Source organism: Caballeronia sp. SL1002 (genome assembly GCF_057814995.1).
Window position 1 is genome coordinate 183642 of sequence record NZ_JBYMUW010000004.1, and the last position, 19963, is coordinate 203604.

Annotated in this window: 17 protein-coding genes and 1 riboswitch; of the genes, 6 read left to right on the forward strand and 11 right to left on the reverse strand. The window is 63.2% G+C overall.

Translation table 11 applies throughout. The features are described from left to right. The first annotated feature begins 15 nt into the window (after positions 1-15). The 3 genes from AC3D25_RS22305 (at position 16) to AC3D25_RS22315 (ending at position 5299) form a co-directional block, all read left to right on the forward strand. Positions 16-1980, forward strand: a complete 1965-nt coding sequence (locus tag AC3D25_RS22305; RefSeq protein ID WP_488890653.1) for a beta-galactosidase — start codon at positions 16-18, stop codon at positions 1978-1980. Then, positions 1965-4430 (forward strand): beta-galactosidase, encoded by a 2466-nt coding sequence (locus tag AC3D25_RS22310; RefSeq protein WP_488890654.1) that lies wholly within the window; start codon positions 1965-1967, stop codon positions 4428-4430. Before AC3D25_RS22305 ends, AC3D25_RS22310 begins: the two co-directional genes overlap by 16 nt. A 97-nt stretch (positions 4431-4527) precedes the next feature. Further along, a riboswitch (FMN riboswitch) is annotated at positions 4528-4699 on the forward strand. 93 nt (positions 4700-4792) lie between these two features. Then, entirely contained in the window at positions 4793-5299 is a 507-nt protein-coding gene (locus tag AC3D25_RS22315; RefSeq protein WP_488890655.1) for a 6,7-dimethyl-8-ribityllumazine synthase, read from the forward strand. A 52-nt stretch (positions 5300-5351) separates the two neighbouring features. On the opposite strand, the gene AC3D25_RS22320 is transcribed toward AC3D25_RS22315, so the two are convergent. From AC3D25_RS22320 to AC3D25_RS22360, 9 genes are all read right to left on the reverse strand, one after another. Then, positions 5352-6146, reverse strand: a complete 795-nt coding sequence (locus AC3D25_RS22320) for a glucose 1-dehydrogenase (protein ID WP_488890656.1) — start codon at positions 6144-6146, stop codon at positions 5352-5354. Between the two features lie 25 nt (positions 6147-6171). Then, the gene (locus tag AC3D25_RS22325) at positions 6172-7650 is read right to left on the reverse strand and encodes an FGGY family carbohydrate kinase (protein ID WP_488890657.1); all 1479 of its coding nucleotides are present in this window, start codon (positions 7648-7650) and stop codon (positions 6172-6174) included. Between the two features lie 34 nt (positions 7651-7684). Beyond that, positions 7685-8767 (reverse strand): ABC transporter permease, encoded by a 1083-nt coding sequence (locus AC3D25_RS22330; RefSeq protein WP_488890658.1) that lies wholly within the window; start codon positions 8765-8767, stop codon positions 7685-7687. 20 nt (positions 8768-8787) lie between these two features. Then, positions 8788-10308 (reverse strand): sugar ABC transporter ATP-binding protein, encoded by a 1521-nt coding sequence (locus AC3D25_RS22335; protein WP_488890659.1) that lies wholly within the window; start codon positions 10306-10308, stop codon positions 8788-8790. A gap of 26 nt (positions 10309-10334) precedes the next feature. After that, entirely contained in the window at positions 10335-10973 is a 639-nt protein-coding gene (locus AC3D25_RS22340) for a DUF2291 family protein (protein WP_488890660.1), read from the reverse strand. 66 nt (positions 10974-11039) lie between these two features. Then, on the reverse strand, positions 11040-11987 hold the full coding sequence (locus AC3D25_RS22345) for a D-ribose ABC transporter substrate-binding protein (protein ID WP_488890661.1): 948 nt from the start codon (positions 11985-11987) through the stop codon (positions 11040-11042). 66 nt (positions 11988-12053) lie between these two features. Further along, the gene (locus AC3D25_RS22350; protein WP_488890662.1) at positions 12054-12851 is read right to left on the reverse strand and encodes a GolD/DthD family dehydrogenase; all 798 of its coding nucleotides are present in this window, start codon (positions 12849-12851) and stop codon (positions 12054-12056) included. Between the two features lie 43 nt (positions 12852-12894). Continuing rightward, complete coding sequence (locus tag AC3D25_RS22355) at positions 12895-13845, reverse strand: transketolase family protein (protein WP_488890663.1); 951 nt, start codon at positions 13843-13845, stop codon at positions 12895-12897. Then, positions 13838-14701, reverse strand: coding sequence for a transketolase (locus AC3D25_RS22360; RefSeq protein ID WP_488890664.1), 864 nt, complete (start codon positions 14699-14701; stop codon positions 13838-13840). Before AC3D25_RS22360 ends, AC3D25_RS22355 begins: the two co-directional genes overlap by 8 nt. A gap of 182 nt (positions 14702-14883) precedes the next feature. Between AC3D25_RS22360 and AC3D25_RS22365 the strand changes: the two genes are divergently transcribed. The 3 genes from AC3D25_RS22365 to AC3D25_RS22375 all read left to right on the forward strand — a co-directional run bounded on the left by AC3D25_RS22365 (position 14884) and on the right by AC3D25_RS22375 (position 18229). Continuing rightward, positions 14884-15651: a DeoR/GlpR family DNA-binding transcription regulator gene (locus tag AC3D25_RS22365; protein ID WP_488890665.1), complete on the forward strand. Its 768-nt coding sequence runs from the start codon at positions 14884-14886 to the stop codon at positions 15649-15651. A gap of 124 nt (positions 15652-15775) precedes the next feature. Next, positions 15776-16081: a hypothetical protein gene (locus AC3D25_RS22370; RefSeq protein WP_488890666.1), complete on the forward strand. Its 306-nt coding sequence runs from the start codon at positions 15776-15778 to the stop codon at positions 16079-16081. A gap of 36 nt (positions 16082-16117) precedes the next feature. Continuing rightward, complete coding sequence (locus AC3D25_RS22375) at positions 16118-18229, forward strand: phosphocholine-specific phospholipase C (RefSeq protein ID WP_488890667.1); 2112 nt, start codon at positions 16118-16120, stop codon at positions 18227-18229. Positions 18230-18316: 87 nt separating this feature from the next. Here AC3D25_RS22375 and AC3D25_RS22380 read toward each other — a convergent pair whose 3' ends face one another. Together AC3D25_RS22380 and AC3D25_RS22385 are read right to left on the reverse strand one after the other, a co-directional pair. After that, positions 18317-19657, reverse strand: a complete 1341-nt coding sequence (locus AC3D25_RS22380; protein ID WP_488890668.1) for a type II toxin-antitoxin system HipA family toxin — start codon at positions 19655-19657, stop codon at positions 18317-18319. A 2-nt stretch (positions 19658-19659) separates the two neighbouring features. Further along, positions 19660-19923, reverse strand: a complete 264-nt coding sequence (locus AC3D25_RS22385) for a helix-turn-helix domain-containing protein (RefSeq protein WP_488890669.1) — start codon at positions 19921-19923, stop codon at positions 19660-19662. Positions 19924-19963 lie beyond the last annotated feature (40 nt).

Here is a 19963-nt window from a genome sequence, read left to right on the forward strand (position 1 = left end):
AAGAGAGACTTTGTCATGCAGATTGGTGTTTGCTATTACCCGGAACAATGGCCCCGCTCGATGTGGGCGGACGACGCGCGGCGCATGGTCGAACTCGGCATCACGCATGTGCGGATCGCGGAATTCGCGTGGAGTCGCATGGAGCCGCGCGCGGGCGAGTACGACTGGTCGTGGCTCGACGAAGCCGTCGCCGTGCTCGCCGATGCGGGCCTCAAGCTGATTCTCGGCACGCCCACGGCGTCGCCGCCGAAGTGGCTGATCGACGCGTATCCGGATGTGTTGCCGGTTCGCGCCGACGGCACGCGCTGGAACTTCGGCTCGCGCCGCCATTACGATATTTCGAGCGCGCGGTATCGCGAGGAATGCGTGCGGATCGTGACGCAGATGGCCGAGCGCTATGGGCGGCATCCGTCGGTGATCGCGTGGCAGACCGATAACGAACTGGGTTGCCATGAAACCGTCCCGAGCTATTCCAGCGCGGCGCGCGAAAGATTCCATGCGTGGCTTGCGAAGCGTTACGAGACGATCGACGCGCTCAACACTGCGTGGGGTAACGTGTTCTGGAGCATGGAGTACGCAGCGTTCGACTCCATCGAATTGCCGAACCTCACGCCGACCGACGCGAACCCGATTCATCTGCTCGACTTCCGCCGCTTCATGTCCGATGAGGTCGCGAGTTTTCATCGCGAACAGACCGACGTGTTGCGCCGTTTTGCGCCGGACGCCGACGTGCTGCACAACTTCATGGGCTTCTTCACGACCTTCGATCACTACGATTTCGCCGCCGATAAACAAATCGACGTGGCCGCGTGGGACAGCTATCCGATCGCGCGCACCGAGGTGATCGCGCTGCCCGACGAGGACAAGGCCCGCTATGCGCGCACGGGCCATCCGGATGTGTCGGCGTTCGATCACGACCGTTATCGCGCAATCGGTCATGGCCGCTTCTGGGTGATGGAACAGGAAGCGGGACCGGTGAACTGGGCGCCCTACAATCCGGTTCCCGCCGCTGGCATGGTGCGTCTGTGGGCGTTCGAGGCGTTCGCGCATGGTGCCGAACTCATATCGTATTTCCGCTGGCGGCAATGTCCGTATGCGCAGGAACAAATGCATTCGGGCCTGAATCTGCCGAACAACGAACTCTCGCCGGGCGGCTTGGAAGTCGCGCGCGCGGCGAAGGAAATCGCGGAATCGCCAGTGCTGTCGGTGCTGACCGCGCCGCCGCGCGCGCAAGTCGCGCTCGTGTTCGATTACGAAACGCAATGGATGTTCGAGATTCAGCGGCATGGCCGTGACTTCGATTATCAGACGCTCGCGTTTGCGTACTACCGCGCGCTGCGCGAACTGTCGATCGACGTGGATATCGTGTCGGCGCGCGCCGATCTGTCGCAATACAAGCTCGTTGTCGTGCCGAGTCTTGCGGTGATCGACGCGGCCTTTGCCGAAACGATCGAGCGTTCGACGGCGCAATGGCTCTTCGGACCGCGCAGTGGATCGAAGACCAAAGACTTCGCCATTCCCGCCGATCTCGCCCCCGGCGCGCTGCAACGCGTGCTGCCTGCGCAAGTGCTCGAAGTCGAATCGCTGCGCCCGACGCTCAAGCCTGTCACGTCGGTTGGCGGTGTCGAGGGAATCGCGCTGCACTGGCGCGAGCATCTGCGCACGAACGACGATACGAAGACCCTCGCGCGTTTCGAAGACGGCTGGCCTGCGCTCGTTCAGCACGGCCGCGTGCGTTACGTCGCGGCATGGCTCGATCAGCCGCTGACACGTGCTCTCGTCGAACAAGCCGCGCGCGATGCGGGCCTGTCTGTCGCCGTGCTGCCCGAAGGCGTTCGCCTGCAACAGCGCGGCGACGTCACCTTCGCGTTCAACTTCGGCGCGCAAGCGGTGAACGCGCCCGCGCCCGCGAACGCGCGCTTCGTGCTCGGCGGCCCCGAACTCGGCCCAGCCGATGTCTGCGCATGGGTGAACGCGTGAAGGCGCTCGCCGGGGTCGCATTCGCTATGGCATCGGCGCTCGCGGCCACCAACGCGAGCGCGCAAGACACGCCGCGCACGCTGAGCGTCGATGCGAGCACGCCCGCCGCCGCGCCGCGCACCGGTTTTCTTCGCATGGGCACGAGCCGCGCGCCCGACGGCCGCACGATCGGCGTGAACAGCCGCTATCTCACGCGCGACGGCAAGCCGTGGCTGCCCGTCATGGGCGAATTCCACTACAGCCGCGTACCCGAAAACGAATGGGACGACGAGCTCGCGAAGGTAAAAGCGGCGGGCGTGGATATCGTCGCGACTTACGTGATCTGGAGCCATCACGAACGCGAGGCGGGACACTTCGACTGGCAGGGCCGCCGCGATCTACGACGCTTCGTGCAGGCGGCGGCGCGTCACGGCCTTCTCGTCTTCGTGCGGATCGGTCCGTGGGCGCATGGTGAAGTACGCTTCGGCGGCACGCCCGAATGGATCGCGCAGCAGATGCCCACGCGCGCCGACGATCCCGATTATCTCGGCTACGTGCAGCGCTTTTATACGCAGATCGCCGCGCAACTCGCAGGCGAGTTGTGGAAGGACGGCGGTCCGGTGATCGGCGTGCAACTGGAAAACGAGTACAACCTGACGGGGCCGCAGCAGGGCGCGGCGCATATCGCGACGCTCAAGCGGCTCGCGCTCGGCGCGGGTCTCGATACGCCGCTCTACACCGTGACGGGCTGGGATAACGCCGTCTTTCCGCACCGTGAGGTGACGCCGGTGTTCGGCGGATATCCGGACTTGCCATGGGGGACGACGCCCGCGATGTCGCCGCCTAGCGAGGTCTATGCGTTCCGCTTTACGACGCGCGTCGGCGGCGATCTGGGCGCGCAGACGCAGGGCGGCGCAACCGGCGACGCCGATGCTGTCGTCGATGAAACGCCGTTCCTCGGCGCGGAATACGGCGGCGGTCTGCCGACCATGTATCGCCGCCGTCCCGTGCTCGATCCCGACGATATTGCCGCGATGCTGCCGGTTCAACTCGGCTCCGGCGTGAACCTCTACGGTTACTACATGTTCCATGGCGGCCGCAATCCGCCGGGCGACATGCACGGACAGGAATCGACGGCAAGCGGCGGCTGGAACGATCTGCCTATTCTGAATTACGACTTTCAAGCGCCATTCGGTGCCAATGGCGAAGCGCACGCGGTGCTCGGCGAGTTGCGTCCGATGCACGCGTTCCTGAGCGAATGGGGCACGCTGCTCGCGTCGTATCCGGTGCATCGGCCCGATGTGATTCCGCATCACGCCGATGACCTCGCGACCCCGCGCTTCGCCGTCCGCTCAGATGGCGAGCGCGGCTTCCTGTTCTTCAACAATCATGTCCGCCAACATCCGGCGAACGCGCAGAACGGCGTGCGTTTCGCGGTGAAGCTCGCGCATCGCACGATAACGCTGCCGTCCAAACCGGTCGATATCGCGTCGGGCGCTTACTTCGTGTGGCCCATCGCGATGTCGCTCGGCGGCGTCGAGTTACGCTATGCGACGGCGCAGCCTTTCACGCGCTTGGGCTCGCCGGACGGCGACGTGTACGTGTTTCGCGCGGTCGATGGCATTCCGGCCGAGTTCGCATTCGAAGCGAACACCGTGCGGACGATTGCAACATCGCAGGACGCAACCATCGATGGCGCGCGCGTGATCCGCGTGAACGCGGGCGAGTCGCGGGTCGTGACGGCGGCGGACGGCAAGCGCGTGACGCTTGTCGTGCTAGCCGAACACGACGCCGAGCGCGTCACCGTGCTGCCCTTCGACGGCGTGCGGCGGCTCGTCAAAAGCGATGCGGCGCTGTTCGAATCGAATGGGGAGATCGTGCTGAGATCGATCGACGATGCGACGCCCCGCATCGGTTTCTATCCGCCGCTCGACCACGCGCCGCACGCGAACCTGCCGCTCACCGACGAAGCCCGCGACGGCCTGTTCCAGTCCTTCGCCGCGCACGCTCGCGCCCGGCAAATCGAGCCTGTGGTCACCCGCTTGCGCGAAGCGCGCGAAGTGCCGCCCGTCGCGCGCGGCGGCCCGGCGAACGCCGCGATCGAACCGACGCCGGAGACCTTCGGCAAATCGGCCGCGTGGCAAATCGCGATTCCGGCCGATGCGCTGGACAGCTTGAGCAACGCGTATCTCTCGATTCGCTATACCGGCGACATCGCGCGCGCGTTCTCGGGCACGACGCTTATCGACGACGACTTCTTTACTGGCCTGCCCTGGCAAATCGGCCTGCGCAACGTGAGCTTCGATCCGAAGCTGCCTGTCACGCTCACCGTGCTGCCGTTGCGCCGCGATGCGCCCGTGTATCTCGACGCGCGGTACGACCCGCGCCCCACGATGAAATCCGATCAGGCCGCGAGCCTGGAACGCGTGACGATCGTGCCGGAATACGAGGTGAGGATCGCGCCCCGCTGAGTTCAACGAAAGCGGCGTATGCGTTGCACCACGCAATCGCACACCAGCCCGAGCGGATTCGCAGAAATCATGCTAATTTACGATCCGTTCGATATGAACAAGTTCTCGGGGCGGGGTGAAACTCCCCACCGGCGGTAATCGTGTCCAGTTTGCGGCACGTAGCCCGCGAGCGCTCCGCGATGACATCGGAAACACGGTCATCGCGGAGGTCAGCAGACCCGGTGTGATCCCGGGGCCGACGGTCATAGTCCGGATGAAAGAGAACGGGTCGGTGTTTGCACGGCGTTCAAGCCATTGGCGCGAGCGTGCGCGTGCATCGCCGTCCTTCGCCCTGTTCACACAAACAGGCTGGGCTTTAAATCATGACTCAATCCACTTCTCTCGATACTTCCATCACGGCCACGACGCCCTCGAAACCGCGCGCGCGCATTGCATTCGTGCAGGCATGCTGGCACCGCGATATCGTCGATCAATGCAAGACCTCGTTCCTCGATGCCATCCAGGCGCAAGGCTATAGCCGCGACGACGTCGATCTCTACGAAGTCGCCGGTGCATTCGAAATTCCGCTGCACGCCAAGCTGCTCGCGCAGCGTGGCGACTACGCGGCGATCGTCGCGGCGGCGCTCGTGGTGGATGGCGGGATCTACCGGCACGAATTCGTCGCGCATGCGGTGATCGACGGACTGATGCGCGTGCAACTCGATACCGGCACGCCCGTATTGTCGGCGGTCCTCACGCCGCATCACTTCCATGCGGGCGAGGAACACGTGAAGTTCTTTCGCGAGCACTTCGTCGTGAAGGGCGTCGAAGCGGCCACCGCGTGCGCCGATACCATTCGCAAGGTCGCGGCACTGGCAAAAGTGAAATAAACGATGGGTTGAAGAAAAGGGCGCCCTGTCCATGACGTGGCGCCCTTTTGCTTTACGACATGAACATGCCGCCGTCCACGTTGACCGTTTGTCCGGTGATGTACGAGGCGTCGTCGGAGGCGAGGAACGCCACCAGTCCCGCGACGTCCGCGCCCGTTCCGGCGCGGCCCATTGGAATGTTCTTCACCCATTCCGCCATCAGTTCGCCCGGTTTGTAGTCGCCGAGCAGCTTGCCCCACGCTTCGTCGTTATACGACCACATGTCGGTGGTGATGATGCCCGGACAGAACGCGTTCACGGTGATGCCCGTCGGCGCGAGTTCTTTCGCGAGACTCTGCGTGATGCCGAGCACGCCGAACTTGCTCGCTGCATAGTGCGGCGTGTAGACGAAGCCCTGCCGCGCCTGACCCGACGCCGTGTTGATGAGACGTCCCGCCTTGCCCGCGCGCAACATGCGCCCCGCTGCTTCCTGACAGCACAGGAACACGCCCTTCGTGTTCACCGCGAGCACCTTGTCCCAGTCGGCTTCGGTCAGGTCCGGCAGCTTCGCAATCGTGATGACGCCCGCGTTCTGCACGGAGATATCGACCTCGCCGAGCTTGGCCGCTACTTCTTCGTAAAGCGCCTGGACTTGCGCCTTGTCGGTGACGTCGGTCTCGATGCCTATCGCGTCGTAACCCTTCTCGCGCAATTGCGCGGCCGCGTCGTGCACACTCTTTTCGTTCGCCGACACGCACACTTTCGCGCCTTCCTGCGCGAAGCGTTCCGCAATGCCGAGACCGATCCCGCGGCTGCCGCCCGTCACCACGACGACCTTGTTTTCAAACCGTTTCACTGCGTTGCCCACGTTCGTTTCTCCTGAAAAGACTGCTTCAAAGCCGTTCGATCCAGCGCAGCCATTGCGCATGATTGCTCGCTGCGAGCTCAACGCCCGCGCCCGGCTCCACGCGCCGCGAAACCGCACGCTCCGGACTCTCGTGCTCGCTTGCGTCGAGCGTATCGATCAGGCCCAGTTGCAACGCGCCCAGCGCCGCCGCGCCCGCAGCCGATATTTCACTGACGGCGAGCGTGCTGACCGGACGGTCCAGCGTGTCCGCGAGGTACTGCAGCAAGAACGGCCGCTGCACGAGGCCGCCGTCCAGAAACAGTTCGATCAGCGGCACGCCTGCTGCCTGCTCCATCACGGTGATCACGTCCTTGATCTGGTACACGATCGATTCGTACGCCGCGCGCGCGACGTGCTGCCATGAATTCGAAAAATCGAGGCCGACGATCTGCGCGCCGCCCGGATATTTCCAGTGCGGACAGCCGATGCCGGAAAACGCGGGGATCAGAAATACGCCACCGTTGTCGTACTCGGTGAAAGCTTGCTCGGCGGCGGCGAAGGTATCGAAGAGACCGAGCTTTTCCTTAAGGAACGCGGGCGTCGAACCCGCGCTGATGATGATGCCTTCCATTGCATAGTCCACGCGCCGATCGGTCGCGAAACAGAGCGTCGAGATGAGTCCGTGCGCGGGCGGCTGCGGCGTCGCGCCGACGTTCATCATCAGCGACGAACCCGTGCCCATGGTCGCTTTCGCGAGACCGGGCTTGAGGCATCCTTCGCCGACCGCCGCCGCGTGCGAATCGCCGATCATCGCGACCACCGGCAGTGGTTTAGCGAGCAAGCCGCCGAAATCGGTCGCGCCGAAATCGGACGCCGACGGGCGCAATTCCGGCAGACGCAGACCATTCAGTCCGAACGCGGCGATCAGTTCGCGATCCCATTCGAGCGTGTGCAAGTTCAGCAGCATCGTGCGCGACGCGTTCGTGTAATCCGTCCGATACGCGGCGCCCTGCGTCAGCCGATAGAGCAGCCAGCTATCGACCGTGCCGAAGAATGCGGATTCATCGGCGATATGCGCGCGCACGCGCTCGTCGTTCTCGTTGAGCCAGATGAGCTTGGTGCCGGAGAAATACGGATCGATCAACAGGCCTGTCTTTTCCGCAATTACCTTCGCCATGCCCGCTTCCCGCAAACGCGCGCAGATACCGAGCGAACGCTGGCATTGCCACGAAACGGCGGGGACGATCGGCTGGCCGTCCGCGTTCCACAGCACGACCGTCTCGCGCTGGCTCGAAATGCCCACGCCCGCGAGTTCGCTTGCGTCGCCCTCGTAGCGTTCGAGACATTCGGCCACGGCGTCGAGCACCGACCGATACAGCGCGTTCGCGTCCTGCTCGACGAAGCCCGCGCGCGGATGCGTGCACGGCACGGCCGCGAAGCCGCGTGAATGAACGTTGCCGGCTGCGTCGAAGATGAGCGCCTTGGTGCCGCTCGTGCCCTGATCTATCGCCAGAATGGTGTACATGAGGTTTCCGTATGCGTATTCGAGCGCGGTGCGGTCAGGCCGTGAGCGCGACCATGCGCGACTGCAGGCGCTGCTGCAATTGATCGATCACGACCGCGAAGATGATGACGAGTCCCTTGATGACCATCTGCCAGAAATCGCTGATACCGCACATCACCATGCCGTCGCCCAGAATGCTGATCACGCACGCGCCCACCACCGATCCGAACACCGTGCCCCGGCCGCCCATCAGCGCCGTGCCGCCGAGCACGACCGCCGCGATCGCGTTCAACTCGAAGGTCTGGCCGGTGAGCGGGTGCGCCGTCTGCAACTGCGCGGTGATCACAAGGCCGACGAGCGCCGCGCAGAATCCCGAGAACATGTAGACGAAAAGCTTCACGCGATTCGTGCGGATACCCGAGAAGCGCGCCGCCTGCTCGTTGCCTCCGATTGCATAGATGCGGCGTCCGAGCGGCGTCTTGCGCGCGACGAAAATGGTCACGGCGGCCAGCACGATCAAAATCCAGACCGGCATCGAGAGGCCGAGGATCGTGCCGTTACCGATGAATTCGAAGCCCGTGTTGCCGAGCGCCGGATTGCCTTCGAGGTCTGCATAAGTGCTGCCGTTATTCACCAGAAGCGCCGCGCCGCGAATCACGTACAACATGCCGAGCGTCGCGATGAACGGCGCGACGTTGAGCATCGTGATGAGATAGCCGTTGATCGCGCCGATCAGCGCGCCGATCACGCACGCGATCAACGCGACGCCGAACGGGCTGAAGAACACGATGTTGTGCCCGATCTTCACGCCTTCGAGCAGCAGATAACCCGCCGCCATGCCGCTGATACCGACGATCGACCCTACCGATAAATCGATGCCGCCTGTCAAAATCACGAGCGTCATGCCGATGGAAAGGATCGCGACGACCGTGACGTGCTTCGCCATGATCAGCATGTTGCCGGTCGAGAGGAAGTTGTCGGTGGCAAGCGAGAACACGATCACGATCGCGAAAAGCGCGATGAAGATACGCAGCTTCAGGATGCTTACCGTGATGCGCGACGCGACGTAGGCCGCGTGCCGGTTGGGTTTGACTGTCATCGGCGGGAGCGAGGAATCGGTGCTGTTCGGTGTCGTCATGGTGTCTGCCTCATCTCGCCTCAAACCACGGCCGTCGCGGGCGTCGAGGCCCGCACGATCCGTTCGCTGTCGAACTGGGCGCGCTCCATGATCGCGGTGAGCTTGCCGCTCGCCATCACGAAGACGCGGTTGGAAACGGCCATTGCCTCGTCGAGTTCCGAGGTCGCGTAGACCACCGCGATACCCGACTGCGCGAGCAGGCTGATGGTCTTGTAGACATCTTCTTTCGCGCCGACGTCGATGCCGCGCGTCGGCTCGTCCATCAGCAACACTTTCGGCGACGTGAGCAGCGCCTTGCCGATCACCACTTTCTGCATGTTGCCGCCGGAGAGCGAGGTGATCGGTGCATCGACCGAGGACGCCTTGATCGCGAGCCGCTTGACGATATCGTTCGCGGCCGTCAGTTGCGCAACCCGCCCCAACGCGCCGAACGAAAAGCGGCGCGTGAACTTGCCGAGACTCGACAAGGTCATGTTTTCGAGAATGGTCATCAGTTGCACCATGCCCTGCTTCTGGCGGTCTTCCGGGACGAGCGCGATACCCGCGTCGATCCGCTGCGGAATCGAGCGTCCGTCGATCCGCTTGCCCGCCAGTTCCACTTCACCAAGCGCAAGCGGCTGTGCACCGAGCAGCGCTTCGAGCAACTCCGTGCGGCCCGCGCCCATCAGCCCGTAAATGCCGACCACTTCGCCCGCACGCACGGAGAACGACACGTGATCGACCGCGTAGATGCCGTTCGAACGCTTGAGCGCCAGATCCTTTACCTTCAGCACTTCCTGGCCGAGCGCATGTTGCTCGAAGGCGAAGCGCTTCTTCGACGAGCCGACCATCGCCTCGATGATCCACGGAATGTCGATATTCGCAATCTCGTCCTCAGCCACTAGACGTCCGTTGCGAAGCACCGTGATGCAGTCGCCGATCGCCATGATCTCCTCCAGCCGATGCGAGATATAGATCACGGTGACGCCCTGCTCCTTCAACTGGCGAATGATCTTGAAGAGAATTTCCACTTCGGTCTTGGAGAGCGCGGAAGTCGGCTCGTCCATGATGAGCACCTTGATGTGCTTCGACAGCGCCTTCGCGATCTCCACTAGCTGCTGCTGTCCGACATACAGATTGCCGAGCCGCGTGCGCGGATCGAGCGGAATCTGAAGACGTTCGAGCAGCACTTTCGCCTGATGATTCTCGGCCTTCGTCCGGATCACGCCTGAACTCGTCAGTTCGTTGCCCGCATAGATATTCTCGGCGACGGTCATCTCGGGAAAGAGGTTTAGCTCCTGAAAGATGATGCCCACGCCGCAACGTTCAGCGCTGCGCACATCGGTGATATGCACATGCTTTTCGTCGATCCAGATCTCGCCCGCGCTCGCCACTTCCGCGCCCGCCAGCAGTTTCATCAGCGTGGATTTACCCGCGCCGTTCTCGCCGATCAGCACGTTCACCTTGCCGCGCTGCACCTTGTAATTCACGTCGATCAGCGCGGCCGTGCCGGGATAGGTTTTCGACAGCCCGCGCGTCTCGATGACGTGTACGGGGTTCATGGTTCGCGGTGTGTTCTGCACGGCGTTCATTTCCAGGCCACCGGGATCGCGCGGATTTCGCCTGTCGGTTCGCTCCAACTGCTGTACACCGCCGCCACATCCACCGGGTCGCCTACTTTCAGCTTGAGCGACTGATGCACGCGCGCAACCACCAGCTTGTTGAGTTCCTGCCCGAACGCGGCGAATTTGGTCTGGTCGTCGAAGTCGCTGTATTTCACGCCGGGAAAGCCGTCGCGCACGCCGGTGCCGACCACCACCGGCCCGGTCTGCAGCACGATATCCACCGGCGCGCCGTTCGCGGCCTGCGAGAGTTCGACGTAGGCCTTGCCGACCCGCGATGAATCGTCGATACGCGTCACCTTGCCCTGCACGCGAATCCAGAAATTGCACGGAAACGCGGTGCTCTGCCGGAAGCCGTACTGCTTGCACGCGTTGTCGAAATTCTCGGTAAGCGCGCCGACCACCTGGGCCGCCGGTTTGGCGCTCTTGTCCGCGTAGGGAATCAGCTGGTCGGTGAAAATCTTCGTGGCGTCGGGGCCGTGATGCTGACCCTGGCTGCGAATCGCCGCCAATTCGGTATCCGTCACGACATGGCACGCGCCGAGCGCGAACGCGATGCCGGTCAACGCAAGCACCACGCGCGCGGCGGGAATCGGATGAATCATGGCTTCCTCACTTGAATCGACTGCTTGCGAGTGCAGCGCCGCCGCACTCGCCCAACGACGCGCCGCCTACTTCGTGTAGTAGAAGTCCTTGACCTTCGAGGCGTTGTCTTTCGTGATCAGGATGCCGCGGAACAACTGGCGTTCCGGCTCGCCGGTCTTTCCGGTGTTGATGTACTTGTCGAGCAGATCCACACCGTGAATCGCGATACCTTGCGCCTGCAGCATCACCGTCGCCTTGAGCTTGCCCGCGAGGATGGAATCGCGCTCGTCGTTACTGCCGTCGATCCCCATCACCACCACGTCCTTGCGTCCCGCCGATTCGAGCGACGCAATCGCGCCCAGCGCAACCGGTCCGTTGCCGGAGATCACGCCCTTGATCTTCGAATGTTCCTGCAGGATCGAATCCATCGCCTGCTTGCCCGGCAGGAGGGCGCCCTTCGCATCCTGACGCGCGACCATCTTCAGGTCAGGATATTGGTCGAGCACCTGATGGAACGCTTGCGAACGCGTGACGCAATTCTTGTCCGCGAGATTGCAGGTCAGTTCGACATATTCGCCCTTTTCGCCGATCGTCTCGACAAAGCGCTGCGCCACTTCGGTCCCGGCCTGCAAGTTGTTGTGGCTCAACTGCGCGATGGCGATGCCGTCTTTGGGAATCTCGCGGTTGATGAGCACCACCGGCACTTTCTTTTCCTGCGCGCCGCGCACGGTCGCGACGCTGCTGTTCGAATCGGCGTTGTCGAGCACGATGCCCTTCACGCCCTTGCCGATCACGATGTTCACGAGTTCGTTCTGCTTGTTCACGTCCTCGCCGTGCGACAGCACGATGGTGTCGTAGCCGAGCTTTTTCGCTTCGGTCTCGGCGCCTTTCGCTTCGGCGGCGTAGTACGGGTTATCGAGTGCGTTCACGAGAATCGCAATCGTGCCCTTGCTCGCGGCATTCGCGTTCAGAGGCGCCGTCAGCGCGGCAATCGAGGCGGCCACGGCCGCGGACACTGCAAGCTTTTTCCACATGTTGTTGTCTCCTGATTCACTTCTTTCGGATGGTGCGGTCTTGAGCCGCCTGAATGCATTGGTGTGTCAGCAGATCGTGTAGCCGCCGTCGATCATGATGTCCGCGCCGGTGATCATGTCCGCGCCGTTCGAGAGCAGGAACAAGATGGCCGCCGCGATTTCGTCGGTGTAGGCGAAGCGCCCGACGGGGATCGTCTTCTTCATCGCCTCGCCCTTCTCGCCTTCCCACGCGGCCGCGCCCATCGGCGTGAGCACGACAGTGGGCGAAACCGTATTGACCGTGATGCCGCGCCCGGCCCATTCCTTCGCGAGCACCTTGGTCATGCCGATCAACCCGGCCTTCGCCGACGTATAGGCGCAATGCTGGTCGATTGCGACGGTCGCCGCCTGCGACGCGATGTTCACGATCTTGCCGCCGTGCCCGCTTGCGAGCACGAGCCGCGCGAAATGCTTGGCGCACAGAAACGGACCGGTGAGATTCACGCCGATCTGCCGCTGCCATTCGTCGAAACCGATATCCTCGGCGCGCGTGAGCGTGATGCAGCCCGCTGCGTTGACGAGCAGATGCAAGTCGCCGAAATGCGCGTGCGCCGCCTTGATCGCTGCTTCGACTTCCGCTTCGTTCGTCACGTCGCACGAGAACGCCGCCGCGTTTTGCGCGCCGAGTTCGTCGATAGCCGCCGGGACGCGCGCTTCCTCGAAATGCGGATAGAGAATCGCCACCTTCGCGCCCTTGCCGATCAGCGCGGCATTGGTCGCCATCGCGATACCGCCGAGACCGCCCGTCACCACGGCGATCTTGCCGTCGAGCCGGAAGTCGAAATCGACGCCGTGACGCAGCGACATGTCGTATTGAATGCCCATTCGTGTCTCCGTTGTGCTGCTTTTAGCGATTGACGTTTGCGCTCTAGCGCTCGGCCGTGCGATGCGCTCGCACGCTCGCCGCGATACCCGCCGCGTCGATTCCGTAATGCCGGCGAATGCCCTTGCGCGTGCCGTAATGCGCGAACTCGCCTTCGGTGATGCCGAGCATCGTGAGCGGCCGCGACAAGCGCCGGCGTGCCATCAAAACGGCCACCGTCGCGCCGATCCCGCCGTGCAGCGAATGTTCTTCCACCGTCACGATGGCATCGTGACGTTCGATGATCGCGGCGAGCGCGTCGTGATCGAGCGGCCTCAACGACGACAAATTCACGAGCGTCGGATTGATGCCGTCCTCGGCCTGCAGCGTTTCGCACGCATCGAGCGCCTCGCCGACCACCGAGCCGAGCGCGATCACCGCCACGCCGCGACCTTCGATCAGCACATCGGGGCGGCCCGGCTCGAACTTGTAGTGCGCGTCGTGGACGATCGGGAACTTGGCGTTGTCGAGGCGGATATAAACGGGCCCTTCCATCGACGCCGCGTACTCCACCATCTGCGCGGTCTCGACTTCATCGCACGGCGCGAAAATCTGCACGGTGCCGAAGCCGCTCATCACCGAGATATCGTCGATGGCGTGGTGCGTGGACGCGAGCGGTCCATAGGCGACGCCCGCGTTCAGGCCGAGCATCTTCACATTGGTCGCGCTGTAGCAGATGTCGTTCTTCACCTGCTCGTTCGCGCGGCCGACCAGAAAAGGCGCTGCGTTGGCCGTGAAAACCGTGTGGCCGCCGAGCGCGAGACCCGCCGCCATGCCGACCATGTTCTGTTCGGCGATGCCCACGTTCACCACGCGTTCGGGAAACGCGCTCATGTACGCGCCGATTTTCGAAGTGGAAGTGGAATCGGCCACCATCACGATGATGTCCCGACCGGCCGCAGTCATGCGGTTGATCGCGCCTACCGCGCCGTCGCGCAAATCGCCGTACTCACGCATTCTCGAGCTCCAGCAAAGCCTGCTTCAATTGGTCGTCGTCGGGGAACTTGTGATGCCAGGCAGGCACGTTCTCCATGAACGAAACGCCGCGCCCCTTGATCGTGCTGGCGATCAGCACCTTGGGCTTCGGATTCGTGTGGTCCAGGCTTTCGATTAGTTTCCAAATTGCATCGACATCGTTTCCATTGACGTCGTGAACCTCGAAACCGAAAGCGCGAAACTTTTCATCGAGCGGATCGAGATCCATGATGTTGTGCGTGAAATCGGCCAGTTGCAGCCGATTCCGATCCACGATCACCACGAGGTTCGACAACTCGAAATGCGCGGCCGCCATGGCCGCTTCCCAGTTCGAGCCTTCTTCGAGTTCGCCGTCGCCGGTCAGCACGAAGACGCGTCCCGCCGAGCCTTTGCCCGCTGCTGCATGACGCTGTTTCGCCATCGCGAGGCCTGCCGCGATCGGCAGTCCGTGGCCGAGACCGCCCGTGTTCACGGTGACCCAACCCGGCAGTTTCTGTTTGACCGGGTGGCCGGGCAAACGCGAATCGTCCTTTAAATACGTGAGCAACTCGGGCGCATCGAGCCAACCGAGTTCGGCGAAGCACGCGTAGAGACCGCCCACGCCGTGACCTTTGCTCAGGATGAACTCGTCGTGCCACGCGACCGATTTGTCGGCGTTCACGTCGTAGCGCATCACATGGAAATACAGCGCGGCGAGGATGTCGGCTTCGGACATGTCGCCACCGGTATGGCCGCTTTTCGCCGCGGAATTCATCACGCAGATCTTCTTGCGGATCTCTTGCGCACGCCGGTGCAACGGCACGCCGGACTGCCTGAACGGGTTTTGCGGGTTTTCCATTGACCGGTTCCTCTCACTTCCTCTTTGCTTGGCTTTTAGTTTCGTTTTCTTTCTTTAGAAAGTCAACGCCAAGTTTGCAAGGAAAGGGAAAACACCGAGTAACGCAAATCCCACCGACGATTGAGGCACAATAGACGGGTCGCGCGCACAGTGCGCGCGCGGGCTTCGCAAGGAAAGTGGAAATGGATCAGCGGACTAGAACAGAAAAAATACTGGAAATGGTGGAGGCCATGAAGCTGGTCAAGTTGTCCGAGCTTTCTAGCGAATTCGGCGTCTCCATGCCCACCATCCGCAAGGACATCGACGAATTGCAAAAAAGCGGGCGTGTCGAACGGGTACACGGCAACGTGCGGCTCAGACCGGCGCACTCGGATTCGCTTCAGCGGAGCTTCGACGCGGGCGTCCTGCCGAGCAGCCCGGAGAAAGCGTTGATCGGCGCGAAGGCCGCGAGCTTTATCGCGAACGGGGATTCCGTCATTCTCGATTGCGGCGCGACAGCGACGGAACTGGCGCGCAACCTGAGCGGGCGCGAGAACCTGCGGATCGTCACCAACGCGCTGAACATCGCGATCCTGCTCGGCGCCGAGCCGTCGAACCGCGTCATGCTGACGGGCGGCATCTTCAAGGCGGAGACGATTGCCGTGTCGGGCGAGAAGGCGTCCACGTTCTTCGAAGGCATGTTCGTCGACAAGCTGTTTCTCGCGGCGGGCGGCGTCTCGGTCGAATCGGGTATTTCGTATCCGGACTTCATCGATCTGCACGTGAAGCGCGCGATGATCGACGCGGCCGGCTCGGTCTATCTGCTCGCCGATTCGAAGAAGTTCGGCAAGCGCGAGTTCGCCGCGTTCGGCGCGATGGACAAGATCGACTTCCTGATTACCGACACCGGTCTCGACCCCAAGTTCGCCGCGTGGCTGACGGAAAAGGGCATCGAAATCATCTACGCCTGAGACCGCTGGCGCATTCTTTCGCCAAGGTCACATTTCTTACACAGGTAACACCTATTCTTAGCCCCCAACGCGTCAAGGGATCCGGGCTGGGTCCAATCGTGCGTTCAGGACTTCGGAGAATCAGGTGTTCCCCATCTCTATCGAGCGCCCGCTAAAACAGCGGGTACGCCGCTGCTGCATCTGCGTGCTGGTGCTGGCCGTCTGCGCAAACGTTGCCGCTTGCAGCGACGACAGCCCGCCTGACACCCCTTCGTCCGCACGCAACGACGCCCCCGAGGTGCAGTCGCCCCAAGCCGTGAGTTCGCTGCAAAGCTGGGCGCAGCAAGCCACGGCAGGCAGCGGCTCGGCCCACGCCGCCATCCGTAGTTCGCCGCCTTCGTCCCCCGCTTCCGATGCGCTCGCGCCGCCGGTCATCCATACCGTCGAGTGATGCGCTTGTCTTTTCCCCACAGGTGCCATTGAAAACATGACAACGAAAAGTCGACGTGAATTCCTGCGTGCAGCCGCTCAGGCGGCCGGTGCCGCGACCGCGCTCAACGTGATGCCGGCGGGTATCCGCCAGGCGCTCGCGATCCCTGCGCACAACCGCCACGGCTCGATCGAGGACGTCGAGCATATCGTGGTGCTGATGCAGGAAAACCGCTCATTCGATCACTACTTCGGTACGCTGCGCGGCGTGCGCGGTTTCGGCGATACGCGCGCGGTCACGCTGCCGAACGGCAAGCCGGTGTTCAACCAGCCGCTCGCGGCGGGCGCGGGCGAAGTGCTGCCGTTCCGTCCGAGCGCGCCGGATCTCGGCCTGCAATTCCTCGAAGATTTGCCGCACGACTGGACGAGCGGACTCGGCGCGTTCAATGGCGGACGCTACGATCAATGGGTGCCGTACAAAGGCACCACGACAATGGCGTACCTCACGCGCAACGACATCCCGTTCCACTACACGCTCGCCGACGCCTTCACGATCTGCGACGCTTATCACTGCTCGATCAACACATCCACCGATCCGAACCGCTATTACATGTGGACGGGCTACGTCGGCAACGACGGCACCGGCGGCGGCCCGGTGATCGACAATGCCGAAGCAGGCTACGGCTGGTCGACGTATCCCGAAGTTCTGGAGCGCGCGGGGATATCGTGGAAGGTGTATCAGGACGTCGGCGAAGGGCTCGACGCCAAGCATTTCTGGGGCTGGACGTCGGACCCGTTCATCGGCAATTACGGCGATACGTCGTTGCTCTATTTCAAGCAGTATCAGAACGCGCAGCCGGGCAGTCCGCTGTACGAGAAAGCGCTGCGCGGCACGAACGCGCTGGCGGGCGACGGTTATTTCGACATCCTCAAGCGCGACGTCGCGAACAACACGCTGCCGCAAGTTTCGTGGATCGTCGCGCCCGAGGCGTTTTCCGAGCATCCGAACTGGCCGGCGAACTACGGCGCGTGGTACGTCGATCAGGTGCTGCAAATCCTCACGTCGAATCCGGAAGTCTGGTGCAAGACCGCGGTGTTCATCAATTACGACGAGAACGACGGCTTCTTCGATCACCTCGTGCCGCCGTTCGCGGCGGGATCGAAGGCGACCGGAAAATCGACCGTCGATACCACCGGCGAAATTTTCGGCGGTAACGCGCAGTACGCGCCGGGCACGTTCGGGCTCGGCGCACGCGTGCCGATGCTCGTGGTGTCGCCGTGGTCGAAGGGCGGCTGGGTATGCTCGGAAACGTTCGATCACACGTCGGTGATCCGCTTTATCGAGAAGCGCTTCGGACACGGGCGCAATGTGACCGAGACGAACATTTCGCCGTGGCGCCGCGCGATTTGCGGCGATCTGACGTCCGCGTTCGACTTCCGCAATCCGAACGAGGCGCTGCCCGCCCTGCCGTCCACGACCGGCTACGTTCCCGCCGACAAGAACCGTCACAACAGCTACGCGCCGCTGCCGCCCGCCGTGCAGGCCGTGCCGAAACAGGAACCCGGCGTGCGACGCGCGCGAGCGCTGCCTTACGAGTTTTTCGTGCGGACCCACGCAAGCGAACACGATAAGCAGCTCGAAATGGACTTCGTGAACACGGGTGACGCGGGCGCGGCGTTCCTGGTCTACCGCGCGAACAGCACGGACGCGCCGCGCAGTTATACCGTCGAAGCGGGCAAGCGCTTGTCCGACCGTTTGCCGTTCAATCTCGACGGCACGTTCGATTTCACCGTTCACGGGCCCAACGGTTTCTTGCGGCGTATCGCGGGCAAGCCGCAAAAACAAGGCTGGTTCGACGACGACCACGCGGTGCCGCATGTCGCCGAAGGCTACGACGTCGCCAACGGCAACCTGCAACTGCGCCTGAAGAATCTCGGCACGGCGCGCTGCGAGTTCACCATCGTGAACGTCTACGATCCCGACAAGACGATCAAGCGGCGCGTGCGCGGCGGCGACACCGAGGAGGTCTATCTCGACTTGCGAAGCGCGCATGGCTGGTACGACATCACCGTCACCGTGAATACGGATGCGGCGTTTGTCCATCGGCTGGCGGGACACGTGGAAACGGGCCGCGATAGCGCAAGCGATCCGGCGCTGGGTGCGCGATAAGCGAGCTTGGGCTTTACCCGTGAGATGAAAAGCGGCCCTTCGGGGCCGCTTATTTATTGCGCCATACCGGTCCAACGTGCCGAAGGGTTAATCGCGCGGCATAGATTCGAGCAACGCCGCCGACCTTCGCAGACCCGCGAAAATCCGCTCCGCGACGCTCTCGGGAAAATCCGCCGGCAAGTCCGACGCCACCGTATCGATCACGCCCGGCGTCGCCGCGATCACGCGCTGGATCAGCGGTTCAGCGTCCGCGCCGTAGAAGCAGCGCTGCGCGGTCGCGTTGAAGTGCCGGCGCTGAATGTCCTTGAGCAGATAGTGTTTGCTCTTGCCCGTCACGGCCATCGCCAGCTTGGTCTTGAACCACGACCACTGGTTCGCGCCGCCGCCCTCGACCGGCCAGATCGACATGACATCGTAAAGCGGCGTCATGCGGTATCGGCCGCCCGCGAGCAACTGGATGCTGAAATTCTTCGCGTGACCGTCGGGTGCGGCCAGCATCCAGAACAGGATTTGCGCGGCGAGCAGCGTTTCGATATCGCGCTCAGCCGCTTCCGAACCGCGCAGAATGAGCGCGAGATCGGCGATGCCCGGCCCGCCGTCCGCCTCGTATTTACGCAGCGGCGAAAGCCCAAGCGCCTGACAGAAATCTTCTTGCGGCAAGCGCAAAATACGCGGGGCGCCGGGGTCCGGCCGCCGGTCGAAACGTTCGACGCACAGCACGGTCTGCGCGCCGAACCGTTCGATCCGGCTCGCCGCGACCGGCAATCCATAAGCCTTCAGCAGTTCGAGACAGAGCCATTCGTTTTCGACCGATGTCGTCAGATCGGCGCGCTTATTGCCGACAAGTCCGAGCGGCAACTTGAGGATATGCGTGGTGGGCGTCGCGCCGTGCGGACGCATCCACTGGCCGTCGTGATACAGCAGCGCGGTCTTTTCCTGCGCGCCCGCGAGCGAAATGCGGAAGTCGTCCTCGTCCTCTTGCGAACCGAACGCGGCCCGGCTCACCGAGCGCTGCAGCAGCGCCTCGATGTCGGCATCGGACACCGGCGTACCGTCGATCCGTTCCGCGCCCACCGGCGATTCGTCCTCCGCGAGCAACTGCACGGCGCCCACGCAATCCCGCCCGATTGCCTGCAGGAGATCGAATGGATCGGCGCTCGGCGTCCGGAATTTGCTCGCGATGCGCTTGCGAATGGCGTCGCTGTCCGGCAGCAGATTGTCGAAATAGTTGAGGACGCGCTCGCCTCTGAGCGGCGCGTCGTGCGGACCGAACGGCAGCGAGAGCGAGAGCGGACGGCCGACGGACGAGTGCATCCAGTCGGCGTCGTAAGCGAGTTCCATCGCGCTCCGCGCGGGCAGCCGCCATTCGCCGACGCGAACGCCGTTGGCCCAGACGGAGAGCGCGCGTCCATGCGACCGGCGTCCCATGGCTACCACGGCGCGGCGTCGGACGCCGGCGTTTGCGGGTCGGCTTCGCCCGGCTTGGTTTGCACGACGAGTTCGAGCTTGTAGGCGGCGCAGAGCGCAAGCAACTGATCCGCGCGGATGCTCGCCGGGTTTAGCTCCATCGCGGAAATGCGCGCCTGACTCACGCCGACCCGCGCCGCCGCTGCGGACTGCGTGAGTCCGGCGGCGCGGCGGGCGGCGGCCAGGATGTGACCGAGTTGATCGGGCGTGGAAAGAAGCTGGTTCATCACGGCTTACTCGTCGGGCGAATATTTTGATATTACTTGT

What these genes read in the sequence shown, in the direction of transcription:
- AC3D25_RS22355 (WP_488890663.1), bottom strand. Translation starts at nt 13,845, where the DNA reads ATGCGTGAGTACGGCGATTTGCGCGACGGCGCGGTAGGCGCGATCAAC.
- AC3D25_RS22305 (WP_488890653.1), top strand. Translation starts at nt 16, where the DNA reads ATGCAGATTGGTGTTTGCTATTACCCGGAACAATGGCCCCGCTCGATG.
- AC3D25_RS22345 (WP_488890661.1), bottom strand. Translation starts at nt 11,987, where the DNA reads ATGTGGAAAAAGCTTGCAGTGTCCGCGGCCGTGGCCGCCTCGATTGCC.
- AC3D25_RS22350 (WP_488890662.1), bottom strand. Translation starts at nt 12,851, where the DNA reads ATGGGCATTCAATACGACATGTCGCTGCGTCACGGCGTCGATTTCGAC.
- AC3D25_RS22310 (WP_488890654.1), top strand. Translation starts at nt 1,965, where the DNA reads ATGGGTGAACGCGTGAAGGCGCTCGCCGGGGTCGCATTCGCTATGGCA.
- AC3D25_RS22330 (WP_488890658.1), bottom strand. Translation starts at nt 8,767, where the DNA reads ATGACGACACCGAACAGCACCGATTCCTCGCTCCCGCCGATGACAGTC.
- AC3D25_RS22385 (WP_488890669.1), bottom strand. Translation starts at nt 19,923, where the DNA reads ATGAACCAGCTTCTTTCCACGCCCGATCAACTCGGTCACATCCTGGCC.
- AC3D25_RS22365 (WP_488890665.1), top strand. Translation starts at nt 14,884, where the DNA reads ATGGATCAGCGGACTAGAACAGAAAAAATACTGGAAATGGTGGAGGCC.
- AC3D25_RS22335 (WP_488890659.1), bottom strand. Translation starts at nt 10,308, where the DNA reads ATGAACCCCGTACACGTCATCGAGACGCGCGGGCTGTCGAAAACCTAT.
- AC3D25_RS22325 (WP_488890657.1), bottom strand. Translation starts at nt 7,650, where the DNA reads ATGTACACCATTCTGGCGATAGATCAGGGCACGAGCGGCACCAAGGCG.
- AC3D25_RS22360 (WP_488890664.1), bottom strand. Translation starts at nt 14,701, where the DNA reads ATGGAAAACCCGCAAAACCCGTTCAGGCAGTCCGGCGTGCCGTTGCAC.
- AC3D25_RS22340 (WP_488890660.1), bottom strand. Translation starts at nt 10,973, where the DNA reads ATGATTCATCCGATTCCCGCCGCGCGCGTGGTGCTTGCGTTGACCGGC.
- AC3D25_RS22380 (WP_488890668.1), bottom strand. Translation starts at nt 19,657, where the DNA reads ATGGGACGCCGGTCGCATGGACGCGCGCTCTCCGTCTGGGCCAACGGC.
- AC3D25_RS22375 (WP_488890667.1), top strand. Translation starts at nt 16,118, where the DNA reads ATGACAACGAAAAGTCGACGTGAATTCCTGCGTGCAGCCGCTCAGGCG.
- AC3D25_RS22315 (WP_488890655.1), top strand. Translation starts at nt 4,793, where the DNA reads ATGACTCAATCCACTTCTCTCGATACTTCCATCACGGCCACGACGCCC.